The sequence below is a fragment of the Stenotrophomonas sp. GD03930 genome (assembly GCF_029839665.1).
Classification (GTDB): Bacteria; Pseudomonadota; Gammaproteobacteria; order Xanthomonadales; family Xanthomonadaceae; genus Stenotrophomonas; species Stenotrophomonas forensis.
Genome location: NZ_JAOCAV010000001.1, coordinates 559,395 through 580,532, shown reverse-complemented (window position 1 = coordinate 580,532; position 21,138 = coordinate 559,395). Strand labels below are relative to the sequence as shown.

The window sequence follows — 21,138 nt, the reverse complement described above, 5'->3', positions numbered from 1 at the left end:
GACCGTGATGAAGACCCTGTTCGCGCTCGGTGTGTGGTGCCTGCTGTTCGTGCTGTGCTGGCCGCTGGCGATCCTCGCCCTGATCGCCTGGCCGTTCGTGTGGCTGCTGAGCCTGCCGTTCCGCCTGGTCGGCATCACCTTCTCGGCGCTGTTCGCGTTCCTGCGCGCGCTGTTCATGCTGCCGGCACGCCTGCTCGGTGGCGGCTCGGTGGCCGCATGAGGGCGCTGCTGTTGGCCGCGCTGGCGCAGGTTGCGCTGCCCGCACTCGCTACACCGGCGGTGCCGCCGTCGTCTGCCTGGCTCGAGCGCCAGCAGACTGCGGCCGCCGACGAAGCGGATGCCGCGGCGGCGGCGACACCGAAAGCCCGGGAGCGCTGCCGGGTGGTGAAGGAATGGAAGGCCGGCGATACGGTTGTTCAGCACAAGGTCTGCGACGATCCACCGAAGAAGCCGGCTGGAAAGGTGTAGCGCGGAGCCCATGCCCGGCTGCTCTCCACAACGGCCAAACCAGGCGGGGGCGCGGCTTTACATCATGCCGACTCGGCTCGAAGCGCTGCCTGCACGGCCGGTCGCGCGTTGACCCTGCGGGTGTAGGCCGGCAGCGCCGGCCACGCCGCCAGATCGATGGAGAAGAAGCGGCACCAGCCAAGCACCGTGAACAGATAGGCATCGACCACGCTGAAGCTTGAACCCATCAGGAAATCCTGTTGTGCCAGGGTTTCCTGCAGCAGATCGAAGCGCTTGAAGAGTTTTGCACGGAAGAATGCCTTGGCCTCTTCCGGCAGCGCGGCATTGAACAGCGGTGCCGAACCAGCATGGATTTCGCTGGTGACAAAATTCAACCATTCCTGCAGCCGTACCCGCTCCCAGCTGCCGACGGGCGGGGCCAGCGCGCATTCGGGTTTCAGGTCGGCCAGGAACTGGACGATCACCGGGCCTTCGGTCAGCACCTGGCCGTCGTCCAGCTCCAGCGCGGCAACGTATCCCTTGCGGTTGATCGTACGGAAGTCGCGGCCATCGGCGGTCTGCCTGGTCGCGTTGTCGACCTTGACCAGTTCGAACGGGAGGCCGAGCTCGCGCAGCACGATATGCGGCGACAGCGAGCAGGTGTAGGGCGCGTAATACAGCTTCATGGACGGTCTCGAGAGGGAAGAGCGGCTGGGACAGCCGATGCAGGGCAGTCTGCTGGCCCGGCGGTATCCGGTAAAATCAATCTTCGATTTCCATGCCATAAGCTGGGCTACTGCCTGCCATGATGAATCTTGCCCATTGGCGCCTGCTGGTTGCGGTGGCCGACGAGGGAACCATCTCGCGCGGCGCCGATCGCGTCGGCATCAGCCAATCCGGTGCCAGCCAGGCGCTGGCCCAGTTGGAGGCCTCGTTGGGCTTTGCGGTCTTCGTGCGCGAGCGGCGTCAGGTGGAGATCACCGCGCTGGGGCGGCGAGTGATCGAACACGCACGCAGCATGCTGGGCGGCCTGCAGGCCATTCGCGCGCTGGCCGACGACAGCCGCGGGGTGAGTGGAGTCCGCATCCGCCTGGCCAGCTTTCCTTCGATCATCTCGGGCGTGTTGCCTCCGCTGTTGCGTGATTTCCGGCGGCGTCACCCGGGCATCGAGGTGGTGACCGTGGAAGGTACCGACGTGGAGGTCGAGCACTGGCTGGCATCCGGCATGGTCGATGTCGGGGTGGTGATGAACCCCGCTGCTGATCGAGACCCGCTGGCACTGGGCAGCGATGAGTGGATGGCGGTGCTGCCGCAGGCGCATCCGCTGGGGCGTCGCGCCACCGGGGGCGGGGTGGCGCTGAGCGAGCTGGCGGGCGAACCCTTCATCCTTGCAACGGGCGGCTGTACGGTGAATGGTCAGCGCCTGATGAGTGACGCTGGCCTGGAAATGGCGGACGTACGGGTGACCGTGCGCGACTGGGCCAGTGCCTGCGTACTGGTCCGCGAAGGGCTGGGTGTTTCGCTGGTGCCCGAATCCACGCTGCCTGAGGACCGGCATGGCCTGCGGGTGATGCCGCTACGGCCGCTCATCCAACGGGTGTTCGGTCTTGTCAGTTCGGATGCCGGAAAGGCATCGCGGGCGACCCGGCTGCTGCTGGACGAGCTGCGTGGCCAATGAAAAACCCCGCCGAGGCGGGGTCTTCTGATTGCTGGGGTGTGCCGGCCAGCGGCCGGCACTACCAGCGAACGATCAGTTTGCCTTGTGGATGGCGCGCTTGCTGACCGCCATCGCCGCGTCGTGGATCACTTCCGACAGCGACGGGTGGGCGTGGCAGATGCGGGCCAGGTCATCGGCCGAGCCGCTGAACTCCATGGTCAGCACGCCTTCGTGCACCAGCTCGGAGACGTTGGCGCCGACCAGGTGCATGCCGAGGATGCGATCGGTCTCGGCGTGGGCCAGGATCTTCACGAAACCTGCCGGCTCGATCATCGCCACGGCACGGCCGTTGGCGGCGAACGGGAAGCTGCCGGCCTTGTACGGAATGCCTTCGGCCTTCAGCTGGGCTTCGGTCTTGCCGACCCAGGCCAGTTCCGGCTCGGTGTAGATGACCCACGGAATGGTGTCGAAGTTGACGTGGCCCGGCAGGCCGGCGATCAGCTCAGCCACCGCGATGCCTTCCTCGAAGCCCTTGTGCGCCAGCATCGGGCCGCGCACGCAGTCGCCGACCGCCCACACGCCGTTGACGCCGGTGTGGCAGTGCGCGTCGACTTCGATCTGGCCGCGCTCGTTGATCTTGACGCCGGTGCCTTCAGCCAGCAGGCCCTTGGTGGCGGCGCGACGGCCAACGGCCACCAGCAGCTTGTCCACGGTCAGGGTCTTTTCGCCTTCGCTGTCGGTGTAGGTGACAACGACTTCCTTCTTCTTGCCCTTGCCGGTGATCTCGGTCTTGGAGACCTTGGCACCCAGGCGGATGTCCAGGCCCTGCTTCTTGAATTCCTTGGCAGCGGTCTTGGCCACTTCGGCGTCGGCCACGGCCAGGAACTCCGGCAGAGCTTCCAGGATGGTGACTTCAGCGCCCAGGCGCTTCCACACGCTGCCCAGTTCCAGGCCGATCACGCCGGCGCCGATCACCGCCAGGCGGTTCGGCACTTCGGTGAAGTCCAGGCCGCCGACGTTGTCGACGATGGTCTCGCCGTCGAACTTGGCGAACGGCAGTTCGATCGAATCCGAACCGGCGGCGATGATCACGTTGGTGCCCTTCAGCTCGACGATGGAACCGTCATGCTGGGTGACCTTGACCACGTTGCCCGGCTGCAGTTCGCCGAAACCGTAGTAAGCGGCGACCTTGTTGGCCTTGAACAGCATGCCGATGCCGCCGGTGAACTGCTTGACGATCTTGTCCTTGCGGCCAACCATCGCCTCGACGTCGATCTTGGCATCCTTGAAGCTGATGCCATGGTCGCCAAAGATGTGGCCCATGTTCCAGAACTGGCGCGAGGAATCCAGCAGCGCCTTGGACGGGATGCAGCCCACGCGCAGGCAGGTGCCGCCCAGGGCCGGCTTGCCGTCCTTGCCCAGCGCTGCGTCGATGCAGGCGGTCTTCAGGCCCAGCTGTGCCGCGCGGATGGCAGCGTGGTAACCGGCCGGGCCGGCACCGATGACGACGACGTCGAATTGTTCAGCCATTGAATTATTCCTTGATGCATTACCAGAACCCCTCCGCGCGGGCGCGGAGGGGCGGGAGGTGTCTTACAGGCCGAACAGCATGCGGCCCGGGTTTTCCAGCTGGTTCTTGATGTCCACCAGGAACTGCACCGAGTCCTTGCCATCGATGATGCGGTGGTCGTAGGACAGCGCCAGGTACATCATCGGCGCGATCACGACCTGGCCGTTCTGGGCGATAGGACGCTCCTTGATGGCGTGCATGCCCAGGATGGCGCTCTGCGGCGGGTTGATGATCGGGGTCGACAGCAGCGAACCGAAGGTGCCGCCGTTGGTCACGGTGAAGGTGCCGCCCTGCAGTTCTTCCAGGCTCAGCTTGCCGTCACGCGCCTTCTTGGCGTAGTCGGCGATGGTCTTCTCGATGTCGGCGAACGACATGCGCTCGACGTTGCGCAGGACCGGGGTGACCAGGCCCTTCTCGGTCGAGACGGCGATCGAGATGTCCGAGTAGCCGTGGTAGATGATGTCGTCGCCGTCGATCGAGGCGTTGACCAGCGGGAAGCGCTGCAGCGCGTTGGCAGCGGCCTTCACGAAGAAGCTCATGAAGCCCAGCTTGATGCCGTGGGCCTTGACGAACTCGTCCTGCAGTTCCTTGCGCGCCGCCGACACCTTGGACAGGTCGACTTCGTTGAAGGTGGTCAGCATGGCGGTCGAGTTCTTCGACTCCATCAGGCGCTCGGCGATGCGCTTGCGGATGCGGGTCATCGGCACGCGCTCTTCCGGACGTGCGCCACCGGCCTTGCCGGCGCCGCCGTTGCGGGCGAAGTTGACGATGTCTTCCTTGGTCACCGCGCCGCGGCGGCCGGTGCCGTCGACATCGGCCGGGTTCACGCCTTCGGTGATGGCGGTGAAGCGGGCGCCCGGCGGCAGCGCGTCGGCGGCCGACTTGGCAGCCGGGGCCGGAGCGGCAGCAGCGGCCGGAGCCGCAGCGGCCGGCGCGGCCTCAGCCTTCTTCTCTTCAGCGGCCGGAGCCGGGGCAGCGGCCACGGCGCCTTCTTCGATGATCGCCACGACCTGGCTGGAGGTCACGGTCGAGCCTTCGGCGAACTTGATTTCCTTGAGCACGCCGTCGACCGGCGACGGCACTTCCAGGACGACCTTGTCGGTTTCCAGGTCAAGCAGGTTTTCGTCGCGCTTGACGGCGTCGCCCACCTTCTTGTGCCAGGTGGCGATGGTGCCGTCGGCGACGGATTCGGGCAGTACCGGGGCTTTGACTTCGGTGGCCATTGCGGGAGCTTCCTGGTTTGTCTTCTAAATAGGGGGAGGATTATTCAGCGAACGTGTCGTTGAACGGGTTGACCAGTGCATCGGCGACCAGCTGCTGCTGTTCGCGGACATGGTCAGCCATGTGACCGGCAGCCGGCGAAGCCGAACGTGCGCGACCGGCGTAGTGCAGGTTCTGGCCATCGGCCAGGCAGAACTGCAGGTGATGGCGGATCTGGTACCACGCACCCTGGTTCTGCGGTTCTTCCTGCGTCCACACCACGTCGGTGGCCTTGCCGTACTTCTTCAGTTCGGCGGCCAGCAGCGCACGCGGGAACGGATACAGCTGCTCCACGCGGATGATCGCCACGTCGTCCTGGCCACGCTTGGTCTGGTCTTCCAGCAGGTCGTAGTAGACCTTGCCCGAGCACAGCACCACGCGCTTGACCTTCTTGGCATCAGCGTTGGCGTCGCCGATCAGGTGCTGGAACTCGCCGTTGGCCAGTTCGTCCAGGGTCGACACGGCCAGCTTGTGGCGCAGCAGCGACTTCGGCGACATCACCACCAGCGGCTTGCGGGTGGTCAGGTGCAGCTGGCGGCGCAGCATATGGAAGGCCTGTGCCGGGGTCGACGGCACCACCACCAGCATGTTTTCCAGCGCGCACAGCTGCAGGAAGCGCTCCAGGCGCGCCGAGCTGTGTTCCGGGCCTTGCCCTTCGTAGCCATGCGGCAGCAGCAGGGTCAGGCCGGAAATACGGCCCCACTTGGCTTCACCGGCGGCGATGAACTGGTCGATCACCACCTGGGCACCGTTGGCGAAGTCGCCGAACTGGCCTTCCCAGATGCACAGCGTGTTCGGATCGGTGGTGGAGAAGCCGTACTCGTAGGCCATCACCGCTTCTTCGCTCAGCAGCGAATCGATGACGGTGGCCTTTTCCGGCGAATCCACCAGCTGCCGCAGGGGCATGTAGTAGTTGTCGGTCTTCTGGTCGTGCAGGATCGCGTGGCGGTGCGTGAACGTACCGCGGCCGACGTCCTGGCCGACCAGGCGCAGTGCATGGCCTTCGTCGAGCAGGGTGGCGTAGGCCAGGTTCTCGGCAAAGCCCCAGTCGCCCGGGATCTCGCCGGCGGCCATCTTGCGGCGGTCGTCGTAGACCTTGGCCACGCGCGAGTGGAGCTGCACTTCGTCCGGGATGGTGTTGATCAGCTTGGCCAGCTCGACCAGCTTGTTCTTCTCGACCTTGGTCGAGACCGGATCGGACAGCTTGCCTTCCAGCAGCTTCGGCCAATCGACGAACAGCGGGCTGCTCGGCGGGGTCTTCTCGACCTTGGCCAGTTCGGTGGTCACTTCACCGGCGTCCAGCTTCTCGCGGTACGCATCGACCATCGCCTTGCCGGCGCCGGCGGCGATCACGCCCGCCTTTTCCAGCTGCTCGGCGTACATCTCGCGGGTGGTGGCGTGCTTGCGGATCACCTGGTACATCAGCGGCTGGGTGATCGCCGGCTCGTCGGCCTCGTTGTGGCCCCAGCGGCGGTAGCACATCAGGTCGATGACCACGTCCTTGGCGAACGTCTGGCGGAACTCGAAGGCCAGCTGTGCGGCGAACACCACCGCTTCCGGATCATCGCCGTTCACGTGCAGCACCGGGGCGGCGATCATCTTCGCCACGTCGGTGGCGTAGCGCGTGGAGCGCGTATCCAGCGGGTTGGAGGTGGTGAAACCGACCTGGTTGTTGACCACGATGTGCACGGTGCCGCCGACGGCGAAGCCGCGCGCCTGCGACATCTGGAACAGCTCCATGACCACGCCCTGGCCGGAGAAGGCCGCGTCGCCGTGGATCAGGATCGGCATGACCTGCTTGCGCGCGGTGTCCTTGCGGCGCTCCTGGCGCGAACGCACGGAACCGGCCACGACCGGGTCGGCGATTTCCAGGTGCGACGGGTTGAACGCCAGCGCCAGGTGCACCGGGCCGCCGTCGGTGGCGACGTCGGCCGAGAAGCCCATGTGGTACTTCACATCGCCGGCCGAAGCGTGCTCGTCGTGCTCGAACTTGCCTTCGAATTCGTCGAACAGCTTGCGCGGGTTCTTGCCCAGGGTGTTGACCAGCACGTTCAGGCGGCCGCGGTGGGCCATGCCGATCACCACGTCCTTGACGCCATCCTTGCCGGCGCTGCGGATGATGGTGTCCATCATCGGGATCAGCGAGTCGCCGCCTTCCAGCGAGAAGCGCTTCTGGCCGACGTACTTGGTGTGCAGGTAGCGTTCCAGGCCCTCGGCCGCGGTCAGGCGCTCCAGGGTGCGGCGCTGGGTGTCAGCGTCCAGCTGGTAGTTGCCGCCGGCCGCTTCCAGCTTCTTGTAGATCCACTGGCGCTGCTCGACCTCGGAGATGTGCATGAACTCCGCACCGATCGAGCCGGTGTAGGTCGCCTTCAGGCGCGCCAGCAGGTCGCGCAGCTTCATGCGCGGCTGGCCACCGACGCCGCCGGTGCTGAATTCGCTGTTGAGGTCGCCATCGGACAGGCTGTGGAACGGCAGGCCCAGGTCCGGGGTGTTGACCGGCGTGGTCAGGCCCAGTGGGTCCAGGCGGGCGTCCAGATGGCCGCGCGAGCGGTAGGCGGTGATCAGACGACCGACATTGCGCTCACGCTCGTCGCCCGCACCGTTGCCGGTGCCGGCCTTCAGCGCATCCTTGGCCGCGTCCGCAATGTGGGAGATGACGGCCGAGTGCGGAATGTCACCTGCTTCGCGGCCCTTGAAGCCGTCGAAGTAGGTTTTCCATTTGGGATCGACACTATCCGGGGAGACCAGGTACTGCTCGTACAGGTCCTCGACATAGGAGGCGTTGCCGCCGGCGAGTTGCGAAGATTGCGCAAACTGCTTCAGTTGATTGTCCACGATGGAGGGTGTTGATTCGCTTTGTGGGGTATGGCTTCAGAAGGACCCGGCAGGAAGATGAATAGCCCTGCGCGGGCGCGTTCAAACAGCCAAATTGTACCCCCAACCGGACACGAAGGGGCGCCGCCCGAGGCATCGCAGGTCCACCGGTGCCGCTTCCAGACAGGTTGGGTCAGCCCGCTCCGCTCAGAGGCCGAGCGCGCGAAGTTCGCTGCAATCGCGCGAACGGTCCCAGACACGCTGCAATTGCTGCTCGAACGGCTGCGAACGTGCCGGTAGCGCGATGCCGGCCTCGCCGTCGAGGCGGTGGCCGATCAGACGAAAGTAGAAGTCACCGGCATCGTTGAGCATGCACGCCGAGGCCAGCGCACGGTCGATCGGGTCGGAGACCTCGCGGATCTGGATCACGCTGGGCAGGCGCTGGGCCAGCGCCAGCAGGGGCGCTCCGGCCGAGGCGATCGCCGCCGCATCGTGCACGATCACCCGCAGCTGCTTGTCGTGGCGGGCGGTGACGAAACGGCGCAGGGCGGCCTGCACGGACGGTGTGTCGAGCAGGCCCGGGTCCAGCTGGCGGCTGTGCAGCCACAGCTGGCGACGGGCGCGATGGACGATGGCGGTGGTGATGTCCACCGCTTCGGCGCGGCTGTCGATGGCGCTGGCCGCGCCCAGCCGGCGGCGCATCTGCTGGTGGCCGATGCCGGCTTCTTCAAACACATCGCCCTCGGGCAGGAAGCCCTGGCGGGCATAGAACGCCCGGGCCGGCAGCTGGGCGTGCAGATGCAGTTCGGCCAGGCCGAGCCGGCGCCCGGCCTCGACCAGGGCCAGCAGCAGGGCCTCACCCACCCCATGGCTGCGATGGCTGGCCAGCACCGCCATGCGACCGATACGGCCGTCCGGTGCCAGCCGGCCGGTGCCGACCGGCTGGTCGTCAGCGTCCAGCGCCAGCACATGGGCGCTGACCGGGTCCAGCGCATCGCGTTCCAGCTCGGCGGCAATGCCCTGTTCCTGCACGAACACGCGCTGGCGCACGTCGTGGATCGCAACGTGGGCGTCGGCGTGGCTGACCAGCTGGACCCGGATCATCGCGATGGGCTCAGGCGCGGTCGGTCTCGCTGTCGTCTTCCTCGTCGTCCTCGAAGTTGACGATGACTTCGATGCCGTCGTCGTGCACGGTCACGGTATGGACATCGTCGGACACCGCGTCGTCGTCGATCGCGTCCACGCGATCACGGCCTTCGACCACCTCGCCCAGCACCACGCTGTCCTCGCCGTCGTCCTCGTCTTCAGTGTCATACAGCTCGTTGGGGTCGATCAGCTGGAACACGCCGCCGACCAGCAGCCGCTGGACCACGGCACGGCCCTTGTCGGACAGGCTGCGATAGGCGGCGGCGTCGAGCTGCTCGGCACCGGCCAGGCGCTGAGCATCCTTCACCGGCAGCGCGAAGTCCTGGCCGCTGACGTACAGGCTGGCACCGCGCTTGGCTCGGCGCCAGGCCAGGCGCGCCCACGGGTGGCGCTGCAGCAGCAGGCCAGACGCCAGGGCCTGGACCACTTCTTCCGCTGCCGGTGCGGCCTGGTGGGCCATCACTTCGCCGGCGGCGCGGTAGGTGGTGATGAAGCGGCCGAACCAGTCGCCCAGCTTGTCCGGGTCGTTCATGCGGATGGCATTGAGGGCGGTGATCACCCGGGCCATCGCCACCGTGTCGATCTCGTTCGGGTCGGCCGGCACCTTCAGGTCGGCGTCCTGGTAGCGGATGTTCTCGTCGGCATCGGCGATCAGGGTATCCAGGTAGTCGCTGATCAGCTCGGCCGAGGACGGCGCGCGCATGCCGAACGAGAAGGTCAGGCAGGGGTCTTCAGCCACGCCGTGGTGCGGCACGTTCGGTGGCAGGTACAGCATGTCGCCCGGCGCCAGCACCCAGTCGTGGGTCGGCTTGAACACCTTCAGCAGCTTCAGTTCCACGTCCGGGCGAAAGCCCAGCGGTGGCTGCTTGCCCTTGATCGATTCGCTGGCGTCGATCTGCCAGCGGCGATGGCCATGGGCCTGCAGCAGGAACACGTCGTACTGGTCGACGTGCGCGCCAACCGAACCACCGGTGGCGGCGAAGCTGATCATCACGTCATCCATGCGCCAGCGCGGCAGGAAGCTGAAATGCTCGATCAGGGCACGCACGTCCTTGTCCCACTTGTCCACGTCCTGCACCAGCAGGGTCCAGTCGTGGTCGGGCAGGGCGGGGAAGACGTCTTCCTGGAACGGGCCGGTGCGCACGCGCCAGCCATCCTGCGCCTTGTCATGTTCGATCAGGCGCGCCAGCACGCCTTCCTCGCAGGCCAGGCCCGCCAGGTCTTCCGGTTGTACCGGGGTCTGGAAATCCGGGAAGGCATTGCGGATCAGCAGCGGGCGCTTCTGCCAGAAATCGCGCAGGAAGACGGCCGGGGCCATGCCCAGCGGCTGGCCGGGGCGTGCGGTGACTTCGATCAGGGGGGCGGAGGACTTGCGGGCGGCCATGGGGAATCCTTGCAGCGGAAAGCGGGAGGGCGGCACGGCGGGCCGCCTGAGGGCTCCATTGTCCGCCGTTCGCGGGGATTGCGCACGTGCGCGGGTTTGTCGCGGGGGTTCCGGCCAACGGCGGAGCCCCTCGTGGCGGGGTGGGGTCATGAGCAAAAGCCGCGCTTGGCCGAGCGGGTGGGCCATGCAGGGGACGCTGCAAGTACGTCCCTGTAAGCTCGATGGCGCCATCCATGGCGCCAACGCCCCTGCATGGCCCACCCGCCCGGCCAAGCACGCGATCCGCTCTACGCGACCAGCCACGAGGGGCTCAGCCGTTCGCTGCCAACTCAACATCCAGCGCGCGCAGCCGATCCACCGTCCCGACATCGGTCCAGCGCCCACGATGGTGCTGCCCGGTCATCAACCCCTGCGCCATGAAATGCTTCTGCAGCGGCACCACCGAGAACTTCGGCGGCAGCCGCTCGCTGCCCGGGGCATCCCCGATCACCGCGCGCCAATCGGCCACGATCGAAGGGCGGTATACACCGATACCGGCATAGGTCAGGCACGGGCCTTCGCGGTCGTGATGCAACACGCCCTGCGCGTCGAGCCGGTAGTCACCGTGCGGGTGCTGCACAGGATTGTCGACCAGCACCAGATGCGCCTGGCCCTGCGGCTCGCGGGGCAGCGTGGCGAAATCGAAATCGGTCCAGATATCGCCGTTCACCACCAGGAACGGCGCATCACCCAATACCGGCAGTGCGTTGAGGATGCCGCCGCCGGTTTCCAGCGGGGTCTGTCCTTCGTACATGAAATGCAGGTGCAGGCCCCACTGGCTGCCATCGCCCAGCGCTGCCGGGAACTGCTCGGCCAGCCATGCGGTGTTGACCACCACCTCGCGCACGCCGAGCGCGGCCAGGCGTTCAAGATGCCAGACGATCAGCGGCTTGCCGGCCACGTCCAGCAGTGGTTTGGGCGTATGCAGGGTCAGCGGGCGCATGCGCTCGCCGAGGCCTGCGGCAAAGATCAGCGCCTTCATCGGGCCACGCGCATCGGTACGGCCAGCTCGGCCAGCGCCGGCTTGATGCGGTCTTCCAGCAGCTGCTGCAGCGGCGCCAGCTCGCGGTAGCGTGGCAGCACTTCATCCAGGTAACCGATGAAGCGCGGCGCGTCGTCCAGGTAGTGGCCCTTGTTGTCGCGATAGCGCAGGCGGCAGAACAGGCCGAGGATCTTCACGTGGCGCTGGATGCCCATCCAGTCGGCGTCGCGCAGGAAGGTGGCGCGGTCGGGCACCGGCAGGCCGGCAGTACGTGCGCGCTCGTGGTACTGCGCCAGCCATTCGTCCACGCGCTGCAGCGGCCAGCTCAGGAACGCATCCTTGAACAGGCTCACCGCGTCGTAGGCGATCGGGCCGCGCACCAGGTCCTGGAAATCCAGCACGGCCGGTCCGTTGTCGACCGGCATCAGGTTGCGTGGCATGTAGTCACGGTGGGTCATCAGCTGGGCCTGGCCGAGCGCGTTGTCCATCAACCGGCGGTGCACCAGCTGCAGGCCTTCGAGCTCAGCGCAGTCCAGTTCCAGGCGCAGGTGGCGCTGCAGGAACCATTCGTCGAACAGGCCGGCATCCCGCTGCAGCAGCGCCTCGCCGAACTGGCCGAAGTCGGCCGGCACCGGGATCGCCTGCAGGCGCAGCAGCTGTTCGATCGAGCGGCCGAACCACTCATCGGCATTGCGCTCGTCGAGGATCTTCGCCAGGGTCGGGCCGCCAAGGTCTTCCAGCAGCAGGAAACCGGCGTCCAGGTCCTGCGCCAGCAGTGCAGGCACGCGCAGGCCGTGCTCGTGCAGCAGGCCGCGCATGCGCAGCCACGGCCGCGGATCTTCCAGCCCCGGCGGCGCGTCCATCACGATGTGGCTGCCGCGGGTGCTGGTGGTGCGCCAATAGCTGCGCATGCCGGCATCGACCGAGGCGCGTTCGACCACGGCGTTGGCATCATCCAGCTGGATACGGGCCCACTGCAGGCGCTGCGCGCTGCGCTGGGGATCGGAGGCGGGTTCGGTCATGCAGGCATATCCGGGCGCGCCGGGCGCGCCAACGTCGGGAACAGAAGGGAAGGGGGAATCAGCGTCAGCGACGACCGCTGAACAGGCGCAGGATCGCCAGCACCACGATCGCGCCGAGCACGGCGCCGAGGAAACCGGCCGGTTCACCGGGGGCGTACCAGCCCATGTACTGGCCGAACCAGCCGGCCAGCAGCGCGCCGAGAATGCCCAGCACGATGGTCAGCAGGCAGCCCATGCGGTTGTTGCCGGGCATGAAGAAGCGCCCAAGCAGGCCGACCAGGAAGCCGACCAGGATGATGTAGAGCCAGCTGCTGCTGCCGAACAGACCATTCATGTGCATGCGTTCCGCTAGGGGTGGACGCAGCCTAGCAAGGCCAGGCTGCGTCCGTCACGGGCGCCGGATCAGCAGCAGCCGTGGTCGCCGTGGCGGGTGCCGCTGTCGGCGGCCACCGGCGAACCGCTGGTCTCGCCGCGCAGGCTGGCGGCGTAGTGCTCGCTGATCACCTTGGACACGCAGGCGGTGACCTTCTTGCCCATCGGAATGTGCAGGAACTCGTTCGGGCCATGCGCGTTGGAGTGCGGGCCGAGCACGCCGGTGATCATGAACTGGGCGCCCGGGAACTTCTCGCCCAGCATGCCCATGAACGGGATCGAGCCGCCTTCGCCCATGTACATGGCCGGCTTGCCGAAGAAGGCCTGGCTGGCGTCGTCGATGGCCTGGGTCAGCCACGGTGCCATGGCCGGAGCGTTCCAGCCGGTGGAGGCCTTCTCCAGGTCCAGGGTGACGTGGGCGCCGTTCGGCGGATCGCGCAGCAGGGCTTCCTTCAGCAGTTCGCCGCAGGTCTTGCCATCGGCGGTCGGCGGCAGGCGCAGCGACAGCTTCACCGAGGTCTGCGGGCGCAGCACGTTGCCGGCCGATTCCAGCGCCGGCATGCCGCCCACGCCGGTGACCGACAGCGCCGGGCGCCAGGTGCGGTTGAGCACCAGCTCGGTCAGGTCTTCGTTCATCGGGCGCAGGCCGTCGACCATCGGGAACTTCTCGAAGATCTCGGTATCGACCACTTCGGCAGCGCGCTTGGCCTGGGCCTGGCGCTCGGCCGGGATCTCCACGTTCATGCCGTCGATCAGGATGCGGCCGGTGTCCTGGTCCTCGATGCGCGATAGCAGCTGGCGCAGCAGGCGGAAGCTGGACGGGATCACGCCGGAGGCATCGCCGGAATGCACGCCCTCGTTGAGCACCTTCACGGTGAAGTTGCCGCCGGTCAGGCCGCGCAGCGAGGTGGTGCACCACAGCTGGTCGTAGTTGGCACAGCCCGAATCCAGGCAGACCACCAGCGACGGCTTGCCGATGCGGTCGGCCAGGTGGTCGACGTAGGCCGGCAGGTCGTAGCTGCCGGACTCTTCACAGGCTTCGATCAGCACCACGCAGCGGGCGTGCGGCAGGCCCTGGGCCTGCAGCGCCAGCACCGCGGCCAGCGAGCCGAAGATGGCGTAGCCGTCGTCGGCGCCGCCACGGCCGTACAGCTTGTCGCCGCGCAGGACCGGGGTCCACGGGCCGAGGTCGTCGTCCCAGCCGGTCATTTCCGGCTGCTTGTCCAGATGGCCGTAGAGCAGGATGGTGTCGTCGCCGGTTTCGGCGCCGGTGGCCGGAATTTCCAGGAAGATCAGCGGGGTACGGCCTTCCAGGCGAACCACTTCAACCTTCAGGCCGGGCAGCTGCTGGGCCTTGGCCCAGTTCTCCATCAGGGTGACCGCCTGTTCCATGTAGCCGTTCTGCACCCAATTGGCGTCGAACATCGGCGACTTGTTGGGAATGCGGATGTAGTCGACCAATTGCGGGACGATCTCGCTGTCCCACTTGTCATTGACGAATTGGCCGAGCTTGGCGCTGTCCATCTGAAACTCCGGTTGCATGGGCTGATCCGCGCATTCTACGCCTGTGCCGGGGTAGGGTTTTTCCTACATTACGTCGGGTATTTGGCTGGCTTACGGAAATGCGGGAAACCGATAGGCTGTGCACATGTGGTGACGGACACTGTTTCGACCGACGGGAATGCCGGTCGGGGCGGCCAGAACCACAAGGAGATACACGTCGTGCCTTGGTTTGTCGTGTTGAGGGCACTGGTGCTGATGATGGGGATCGCGGGGGCACATGCCGCCGAACTGATCGATATCAACCGTGCCGATGCACAGGCGCTGCAGCAGGGATTGACGATGGTCGGAGCCACCAAGGCCGAGGCGATCGTCGAGCACCGGCGCAGACACGGCCCGTTTCACCGCGTCGAGGACCTGACGCAGGTGAAGGGGATAGGGAAAGCAATCGTCGAACGGAATCGACAGCGGATCACCGTAGGCAACAGGCTGTTGCCAGCGGATCCGGTACCCGGATCGGTACCGGTGCGGACCGTACCCAGGCGCTGACAGCAGGAATCGTCGGAACCGGCAGGAGGCTGGTTCAGCGGACACGGACAGGATGGCCGTGACCACCGACCGCCGCAGGACGCGGCACCAATCACCAGGATGGTGGCATCACAGACCTGTGGAAGGGGCTGAGATACAAGCAGGACAGACGCGGCCGCGTGCAGGACGCAACGCTACCCCCACAGCGCAGGATGCGAGGGGGCGGCAGCAGGCCGACAAGGACGTAACGATTGCCCGGTACGACACATGGCTGTGTCGCCGGGCAGTTTCATTTCCGGCGCCTGGTTTTGCCGCGGCCACCACGGGCCGATGGTGTACGGTGGCCGCTTTGCATGGAAAGGACACCGCTGGATGCTTCCGCGCCGCCCCACGACCCTGATGCTCGCCTTTGCGCTGGCCCTGCCGCTGCTGGCCCACGCCGCTGCGCCGACGACGGCTGCCAAAACGACCGCTGCTGCGGCCAACACCACGGACGTGCGCGGGCCGACCGACCTCAAGCCGGGCGAGTTCCTGTGGCATCCGGAAATCTCGCCGACCGGCCCGATCGTGCTGGTGGTCAGCCTGGATGAGCAGCGGGCCTACGTGTACCGCAACGGCATCGCCATCGGCCTGACCACGATCAGTTCGGGCAAGGCCGGGCACGAGACGCCGACCGGTGTGTTCACCATCCTGCAGAAGGACAAGGACCACAGGTCCAACCTCTACAACAGCGCGCCGATGCCCTACATGCAGCGGTTGACCTGGGATGGCATCGCCCTGCATGGCGGCAGCCTGCCTGGCCACCCGGCTTCGCACGGCTGCGTGCGCCTGCCGCAGGCCTTCGCGCAGAAGCTGTTCAGCGAAACCCAGCGCGGCGATACCGTGGTGGTGGCCGATGCCAAGAGCTCGCCGATGACGCTGGCCTATCCCTCGGTGCTGGCACCGGTGAATGCGCGCGGGCAGGCGCTGCCGGAAACCGAGGGCGGCAGTGCCGCACAGGCCTGGTGGAACGACAGCGCGGCCCCGGCCGGCCAGGTCGGCATCCTGGTCAGCCTGCACGACCAGCGCCTGTACGTATTGCGCGATGGCGTGATGATCGGCGAGTCGCCGCTGAAGGCCGACGCCCTGCCGGCGTTCCAGGGCACCACCCTGTTCGTGATGGGGCAGGGCTACAGCGATACCCCCAGCCCGCTGGATGTGAACCAGCGCCTGCACCAGTGGACGGCCTACCCGCTGCTGGGCCAGGACCGTGCCCAGGCCACCCCGGACCTGCTGGCCACGCCCTCGCTGCCGATGGCGCTGCCGGCCGATTTCGCCCGCCAGCTGTACCAGGTGCTGGTGCCGGGCACGACTCTGCTGGTCACCTCGCTGCCGGCGGTCCGCCCAAGCCCGGCTGAATCCGGAATGCAGCCGGTCTTGGAATCCGAGCCGCCAGGGTCCACCCTGAAGGGTAATTGAGCCTCCCCGTTGTGCACATGACTGCATCCCGCCTGTGCCGGCTGGCCGCGTTCGGCCTGCTGGCGACCTCCGCCAGCGCCCCGGCGCTGGCACAGACGCCCGCCCTTGCCACCAGTGCCGATGATCTGGCTGCCTTGCTGTCGCGCAGTGCGCCCAAGGCCGACCGCCACGTGTTGCAGCTGGCGGCGCACGCCATGCGCTGTGCGTTGCAGCGGCCCGAGCTGGGCATCAATGGTGATCGCCTCAGCGTGATCGACTACTCGCGGCCGTCCACCGAGCCGCGGCTGTGGGTGTTCGACCTGGCCCACCAGCGCCTGCTGTTCGAGGAATGGGTGGCGCACGGACGCAACAGCGGCGACAACCGCACCGAGCATTTCTCCAATCGCGACGGCAGTTTCATGTCCAGCCTCGGCGCGTTCACCGCGCAGGAGACCTACATGGGCGGCAACGGCTACTCGCTGCGCCTGGTCGGGTTGGAGCCGGGCTTCAACGACCGTGCGCGCGAACGCGCGATCGTCATCCATGGCGCGCCCTACGTGAACCCGGCCACCGCGCAGTTGCAGGGGCGGCTTGGCCGCAGCCTGGGCTGCCCGGCGGTGCGCCTGTCGGTGGCCAGGCCGCTGATCGATGCGTTGCGTGGCGGCACGATGGTGTTCGCCTACTACCCCGACCAGGACTGGCTGAAGCATTCGCAGCTGCTGGGCGGCGAGTGTGGTGGCCAGGGCACGCTCGCCACGCGGTGATGCGCGACGGCGCGCGGCGTGATGCAATGCGCCGATGAATATCGACTCCTTGCTGCACACCCCGAGCCAGGTGATTTCCAGCCTGGACTATCGCCGCGAACGCTGGCGGAATGGACTTGGCTGGACCCGCGAGATCCTGCGCCTGCCGGCACAAGGCGATGACTGGGCGTTGCGCCTGTCCGTGGCCGAGATCGAACAGGATGCGGCGTTCTCTGCCTTCCCCGGTGTGGAGCGCGAGCTGGTGTTGCTGCAGGGCAATGGTGTGCGCCTGCGCTTTGCCGATGGCCGCGTGGCCGAAGTGCTGCCACCGCACGGTCGCGTGCGGTTTGCTGGTGAGGAAGCGCTGCATGGCGAACTGGTCGATGGCACCACCCATGACTTCAACCTGATGTGGAAGCGCGATCTGCTGCAGGCCGAGCTGTTGCACCGGCCGCTGGTGGGGTCGATGTTCTTCTTCTGCGAACCGGGCGTGGCCTGGGCGCTGCACCTGCTGGCCGGTCAGGCCGAATTTGGTGCTGACAGTGGCTTGCCGCCGTTGCAGGCCGGAGATACGGCGTGGTTGTCAGCCGGTGAGCGGCAGCGACATGCGTTGCAGGGCGGTGGCGAACTGCTGGCGATACGGATCAGCGCGGCGGGGGCATGATCTTGTAGAGCTGCGCCGTGCGTGGACGCGGCCGCCGATACCGCGTCACCGTGCGAACCAAGGTTCGCACCCACCAGAAGGCGGTTCGCACCCACCAGGATGCGGCGGCCTCAATACACATCGCGCCGGTAACGGCCGGCCAGCAGCAACGCTTCCTTGCCGGCAACACCCAGCACCTGCTCGATCACCGCATCCACGGCTGGGGCCATGCCCTGCAGGCTGCCGCAGACCAGGATTGTCGCGCCGTCATCGATCCACTGGCGAAGTGTTGCCGCTTCAGCCTGCAACCGGTCCTGTACATAACGGTGCGTGCCGCCGTCACGGCTGAACACCGTATCCAGCCGCGCCAGCGTGCCATCGGCCTGCATCGCATGCAGCTCTTCCCTGAAGTGGAAGTCGTGCGCGGCGCTGCGCTCACCGAACAGCAGCCAGGTGCGGCGTGCGCCGCTGCGCGCGCGTTCGTGCAGATGCGCGCGCAGGCCGGCGATGCCAGTGCCGTTGCCGATCAGCAGCAGCGGCACATCTGCGGCAACGCCATGGAAATTGTCGTTGCGGCGCAGACGCAGCTGCACCGGTTCGCCGATGGCTGCGTGGTCGCACAGCCAGCCGCTGCCGATGCCGGGTGTGCCATCGTCTCGCAGTTGGCGACGCAGCAGCAGCTCCACTGCGCCGTCGGCCATGACCGAGGCGATCGAGTACTCGCGATGTGGCAGCGGCTGCAGGGTGGCCAGCAACGCCGGCAGATCCCCGGCAGGAACCAGTGAGGGCAGGTGCGAGCGTTCGACGCGGGCCAGCAGGGTCTGTCCGTCATCCAGCACGGTGTCCGCATTGAAGCCCTGTGCATCCAGCCAGGCGCGCGCGCTGTGGCGAGCGTGCTGCGGACCGATCTCGGCGATGTCGCCGGCCTGCCACTGCACAGCGGCGCCAGCGGGTGGCTGCAGGCGCAGCCAGTACACCGGACCACCGGGGCTGCCCGGGTTCAGGTGCTCGCGCTGCAGCAGCGTCCACGGCTGATACTCGGCCGGGCTCCAGTCGGGCAGTTCACTGGCGCCGCCACCGAGCTGCCCCAGCAGCTGCTGCCAATGGCGCAGCGCGGCCGGATCGGCGTTGTCGACTTCGATCGCATCGAACAGCGGATGCGCACCATGCTGGCGCAGCCACTGGTCCAGTTGGTGGCCGAATCCACAGAAGTGGCCATAGCTGCGATCGCCCAGCGCGAGCACGCCGTAGTGCAGGTGCTGCATCGGCGGTGGCGTGGTCATTACCCCGCGCAGGAACGGCAACGCATGGTCGGGCGGGTCGCCCTCACCGGTGGTGCTGGCGATGAACAACGCGCGCTGGCTGGCCGTCAGCAGTGCTGCGTCCACCTCATGCAGACCGCGCACACGCACCGGCACGCCGGCACCGCGCAGGGCCTCGGCACTGCGTTCGGCCAGTTCGCGGGCGAAACCGGTCTGGCTGGCCCAGACCAGCAGGATCGGCGCGGTATCGCCCGATGGGGCGTCGTCACGCGGGCGGCCACGCCACCACAACGCGGCACAGGCCAGCGCATACAGCGCCGTGGCGATCAGTGCGACCTGCGATTGCCGTGCCGGCGGCGCGCCTTGCCACCAGGCTTCGCCCAGATGCAGGCGCAGCAGCGCCCACCCGACCAGCGCCAGCAGAAGCAGGACCAGAGCGTTGCCGAGCCACGCGCGCGACGGACGTGCGCTCATGCATCCTGCTCGTCGAGCAGGCGCTGGAAGGCGCTGCTGAGGAATTCGCGAGGGCCTTCTGCTGTGCGTTGCAGGTAGCGTGCGGCCAGTCCCTCGCGTTCGGCCAGTGCCATGCCGTGCTCGCGGCCGAGCACAGTCAGCGCGGTGGCCCAGGCATCGGCATGCATCGCGTCGTCGGCAACCACGGTCACTGCCGCTGCAACCTGGCGCACCGGCATGCCGGTACGGGGGTCGAGGCTGTGGCTGTAAGCCTGGCCATCGGCTTGGTACTGGTGCCAGCGATCACCTGAAGTGGCCACCGCAAGCCCGTCCAGCGCGAGTACCCGTGGCGGGGTCCCGGTGTGCGCGTCTTCTTCCGGTGCCGATTCCACCAGCACGCGCCATGGCTGGCCGTCGGGCTTGCGGCCGTATCCTGCCAGCTCGCCGCCGACTTCGATCAGCGCCGCCGCGATGCCTTGTGCGCGCAGCCAGGCGGCGACGTGATCGACGCCGAAGCCCTTGGCGATCGCAGAGAGATCCAGTTCCAGCCCGCCCGGCTGCAGCAGCGCATCGTCCTGCCACTGCAGGCGCTGCCAACCACAGCGGTCGCGCGTGGCCTGCAGGGTGGCGGCATCGGGTTGTCGGCGTTCACCGGCATGCGCACCGAAACCCCACAGTGCAACCAACGGGCCAAGGGTGGGGTCGAAGGCGCCCTCGCTCGTGGCGGCGATGGCCTGTGCGCAGGCCAGCACCTGGCGCGTCTCGGCCGGGAGCCTGCACCACTGGCCGGCTTCGGAACGGTTGTAGCGGCTGAGGTCCGAGCCGGATTCCCAGGTGCTCATCTGCGCGACCACCTCGTCCAGCCGCGCCTGGATGCCGGCGTGCAGCGGGTGCAGGTCGCGCTGGCGCGACGCGACCAGCGACACACTCCAGGTGGTGCCCATGGTGGTGCCACCGAGGCGGGCGATATCGAGCGGGGTATCGGTCATGGTGGTGCGCAGGCGCGATGCCGGGGCTGGCCCGGCATCGCGATCTGCATCATTACTGCGGCAGCACTTCCAGCGTGGCGACGTAGCTCAGGCGGCGCTTGGCGGCCTGCTTTACCGAGGTCTTCTTGTCTTCGGTGGCGGTTTCCAGCCAGTACATGCCGGCTTCCGGCCAGGTCACCTTGATCTCACCCTTGGCGTCGCTGGTCAGCTTCAGTTCGTCCTGCGCATTGCGGTAGCGGGTGGCGCCACGCACGATCTCGAACTCCAGGCCAGCGGTCGGCTTGCCATCGACCAGCACGCGGAAGGTGGCTTCCTCACCGGCGAACAGGTCGTTCGGGTGGCCGACGGCAACCAGCTCGATGCCGCGGTTGGTTGGCTTCAGTGCGGTGTCATTCGGCGCACCGTTGGTGACGAAGGTTTCCACGCGGCCGATCGACTGGCTCACTTCCAGCTTCTTCGCGTCCTTCGGCAGTTCGCCGAAGGTGGCCACGCTGCCGCGCCAGCGCTTGCGCTCGCCGTTCTGCTCGTAGGTGGCGAACAGGCCGTCATTGACCGAGGCGATGCGATAGGTGCCCGGCTGCTTCAGTTCGAGGTCGAACACGCTGCGGTACTTGCCGGTGGACGCATTCTGCGGCTGCACGGTGCTGCCATCCGGGGCGGTGATCACCAGCGATTCCAGGCGCAGCGGCACGTGGTTGAAGTAGAACAGGTCGTTGGAGACCGCACCGTCGACGGTGATCCACGGCGCATTGCCGGCGATCACGGTCTGCGAGGGCAGCAGCCAGGCCTTGTGGGCCAGGGCGGAGAAGGGAAGGGCAGCGGCCAGGGCGGCGGCGAGGACGAGCGTGCGCTTCATGCGGAAGACTCCAGTGGATGCGGGGTGGTGCGAC

The 21,138-nt window shown here is 67.2% G+C and carries 20 protein-coding genes; 7 read left to right on the top strand and 13 right to left on the bottom strand.

Annotation, left to right across the window (positions count from 1 at the left end):
- Positions 1-7: 7 nt before the first annotated feature.
- Together N5C18_RS02695 and N5C18_RS02690 are read left to right on the top strand one after the other, a co-directional pair.
- Positions 8-220, top strand: coding sequence for a hypothetical protein (locus N5C18_RS02695; protein ID WP_279943777.1), 213 nt, complete (start codon positions 8-10; stop codon positions 218-220).
- Positions 217-468: a hypothetical protein gene (locus N5C18_RS02690; RefSeq protein ID WP_180879704.1), complete on the top strand. Its 252-nt coding sequence runs from the start codon at positions 217-219 to the stop codon at positions 466-468. Before N5C18_RS02695 ends, N5C18_RS02690 begins: the two co-directional genes overlap by 4 nt.
- Before the next feature lie 62 nt (positions 469-530).
- Here N5C18_RS02690 and gstA read toward each other — a convergent pair whose 3' ends face one another.
- Complete coding sequence (gstA, locus tag N5C18_RS02685) at positions 531-1,133, bottom strand: glutathione transferase GstA (RefSeq protein ID WP_279943775.1); 603 nt, start codon at positions 1,131-1,133, stop codon at positions 531-533.
- Positions 1,134-1,255: 122 nt separating this feature from the next.
- Between gstA and N5C18_RS02680 the strand changes: the two genes are divergently transcribed.
- Positions 1,256-2,125 carry a LysR family transcriptional regulator gene (locus N5C18_RS02680; RefSeq protein WP_274510751.1) on the top strand — a complete coding sequence of 290 codons (870 nt, stop codon included), beginning with the start codon at positions 1,256-1,258 and terminating at the stop codon, positions 2,123-2,125.
- Positions 2,126-2,197: 72 nt separating this feature from the next.
- On the opposite strand, the gene lpdA is transcribed toward N5C18_RS02680, so the two are convergent.
- The 9 genes from lpdA to N5C18_RS02635 all read right to left on the bottom strand — a co-directional run bounded on the left by lpdA (position 2,198) and on the right by N5C18_RS02635 (position 14,217).
- Positions 2,198-3,634, bottom strand: coding sequence for a dihydrolipoyl dehydrogenase (gene lpdA / locus N5C18_RS02675; RefSeq protein WP_008264626.1), 1,437 nt, complete (start codon positions 3,632-3,634; stop codon positions 2,198-2,200).
- A gap of 63 nt (positions 3,635-3,697) precedes the next feature.
- On the bottom strand, positions 3,698-4,897 hold the full coding sequence (gene sucB / locus N5C18_RS02670; protein WP_008265271.1) for a dihydrolipoyllysine-residue succinyltransferase: 1,200 nt from the start codon (positions 4,895-4,897) through the stop codon (positions 3,698-3,700).
- A gap of 40 nt (positions 4,898-4,937) precedes the next feature.
- Positions 4,938-7,769, bottom strand: coding sequence for a 2-oxoglutarate dehydrogenase E1 component (locus N5C18_RS02665; protein WP_053509665.1), 2,832 nt, complete (start codon positions 7,767-7,769; stop codon positions 4,938-4,940).
- Positions 7,770-7,955: 186 nt separating this feature from the next.
- Positions 7,956-8,852, bottom strand: a complete 897-nt coding sequence (locus tag N5C18_RS02660; RefSeq protein ID WP_053509666.1) for a GNAT family N-acetyltransferase — start codon at positions 8,850-8,852, stop codon at positions 7,956-7,958.
- A 10-nt stretch (positions 8,853-8,862) separates the two neighbouring features.
- Positions 8,863-10,278 (bottom strand): cupin domain-containing protein, encoded by a 1,416-nt coding sequence (locus N5C18_RS02655; RefSeq protein ID WP_164241198.1) that lies wholly within the window; start codon positions 10,276-10,278, stop codon positions 8,863-8,865.
- A gap of 310 nt (positions 10,279-10,588) precedes the next feature.
- Positions 10,589-11,299 (bottom strand): N-acetylmuramate alpha-1-phosphate uridylyltransferase MurU, encoded by a 711-nt coding sequence (gene murU / locus N5C18_RS02650; RefSeq protein ID WP_279943774.1) that lies wholly within the window; start codon positions 11,297-11,299, stop codon positions 10,589-10,591.
- Positions 11,296-12,321: a phosphotransferase gene (locus N5C18_RS02645; protein WP_279943773.1), complete on the bottom strand. Its 1,026-nt coding sequence runs from the start codon at positions 12,319-12,321 to the stop codon at positions 11,296-11,298. The genes murU and N5C18_RS02645 overlap by 4 nt, the downstream gene beginning before the upstream one ends.
- Before the next feature lie 64 nt (positions 12,322-12,385).
- A complete protein-coding gene (locus tag N5C18_RS02640) occupies positions 12,386-12,655 on the bottom strand; it encodes a GlsB/YeaQ/YmgE family stress response membrane protein (RefSeq protein WP_164085610.1) in 270 nt (89 codons plus the stop codon).
- A gap of 68 nt (positions 12,656-12,723) precedes the next feature.
- Entirely contained in the window at positions 12,724-14,217 is a 1,494-nt protein-coding gene (locus N5C18_RS02635; protein ID WP_014036261.1) for a M20 family metallopeptidase, read from the bottom strand.
- A gap of 234 nt (positions 14,218-14,451) precedes the next feature.
- On the opposite strand from N5C18_RS02635, the gene N5C18_RS02630 reads away from it, so the two are divergent.
- From N5C18_RS02630 to N5C18_RS02615, 4 genes are all read left to right on the top strand, one after another.
- Positions 14,452-14,742, top strand: a complete 291-nt coding sequence (locus tag N5C18_RS02630; protein WP_272577226.1) for a helix-hairpin-helix domain-containing protein — start codon at positions 14,452-14,454, stop codon at positions 14,740-14,742.
- 351 nt (positions 14,743-15,093) lie between these two features.
- Complete coding sequence (locus N5C18_RS02625; RefSeq protein WP_053508413.1) at positions 15,094-16,179, top strand: L,D-transpeptidase; 1,086 nt, start codon at positions 15,094-15,096, stop codon at positions 16,177-16,179.
- A 17-nt stretch (positions 16,180-16,196) separates the two neighbouring features.
- On the top strand, positions 16,197-16,922 hold the full coding sequence (locus N5C18_RS02620) for a murein L,D-transpeptidase catalytic domain family protein (RefSeq protein ID WP_164242393.1): 726 nt from the start codon (positions 16,197-16,199) through the stop codon (positions 16,920-16,922).
- Positions 16,923-16,956: 34 nt separating this feature from the next.
- Positions 16,957-17,565 carry a HutD family protein gene (locus tag N5C18_RS02615; protein ID WP_271260582.1) on the top strand — a complete coding sequence of 203 codons (609 nt, stop codon included), beginning with the start codon at positions 16,957-16,959 and terminating at the stop codon, positions 17,563-17,565.
- A gap of 110 nt (positions 17,566-17,675) precedes the next feature.
- Here the strand turns inward: N5C18_RS02615 and N5C18_RS02610 are convergent, their stop codons facing one another.
- The 3 genes from N5C18_RS02610 to N5C18_RS02600 are packed head-to-tail and all read right to left on the bottom strand — an operon-like array spanning position 17,676 to position 21,104.
- Positions 17,676-19,280: a sulfite reductase subunit alpha gene (locus tag N5C18_RS02610; RefSeq protein WP_279943772.1), complete on the bottom strand. Its 1,605-nt coding sequence runs from the start codon at positions 19,278-19,280 to the stop codon at positions 17,676-17,678.
- Complete coding sequence (locus N5C18_RS02605; protein ID WP_053508407.1) at positions 19,277-20,248, bottom strand: FAD:protein FMN transferase; 972 nt, start codon at positions 20,246-20,248, stop codon at positions 19,277-19,279. Before N5C18_RS02605 ends, N5C18_RS02610 begins: the two co-directional genes overlap by 4 nt.
- Positions 20,249-20,300: 52 nt before the next feature.
- Complete coding sequence (locus N5C18_RS02600; protein WP_053508405.1) at positions 20,301-21,104, bottom strand: DUF4198 domain-containing protein; 804 nt, start codon at positions 21,102-21,104, stop codon at positions 20,301-20,303.
- Positions 21,105-21,138: the final 34 nt, after the last annotated feature.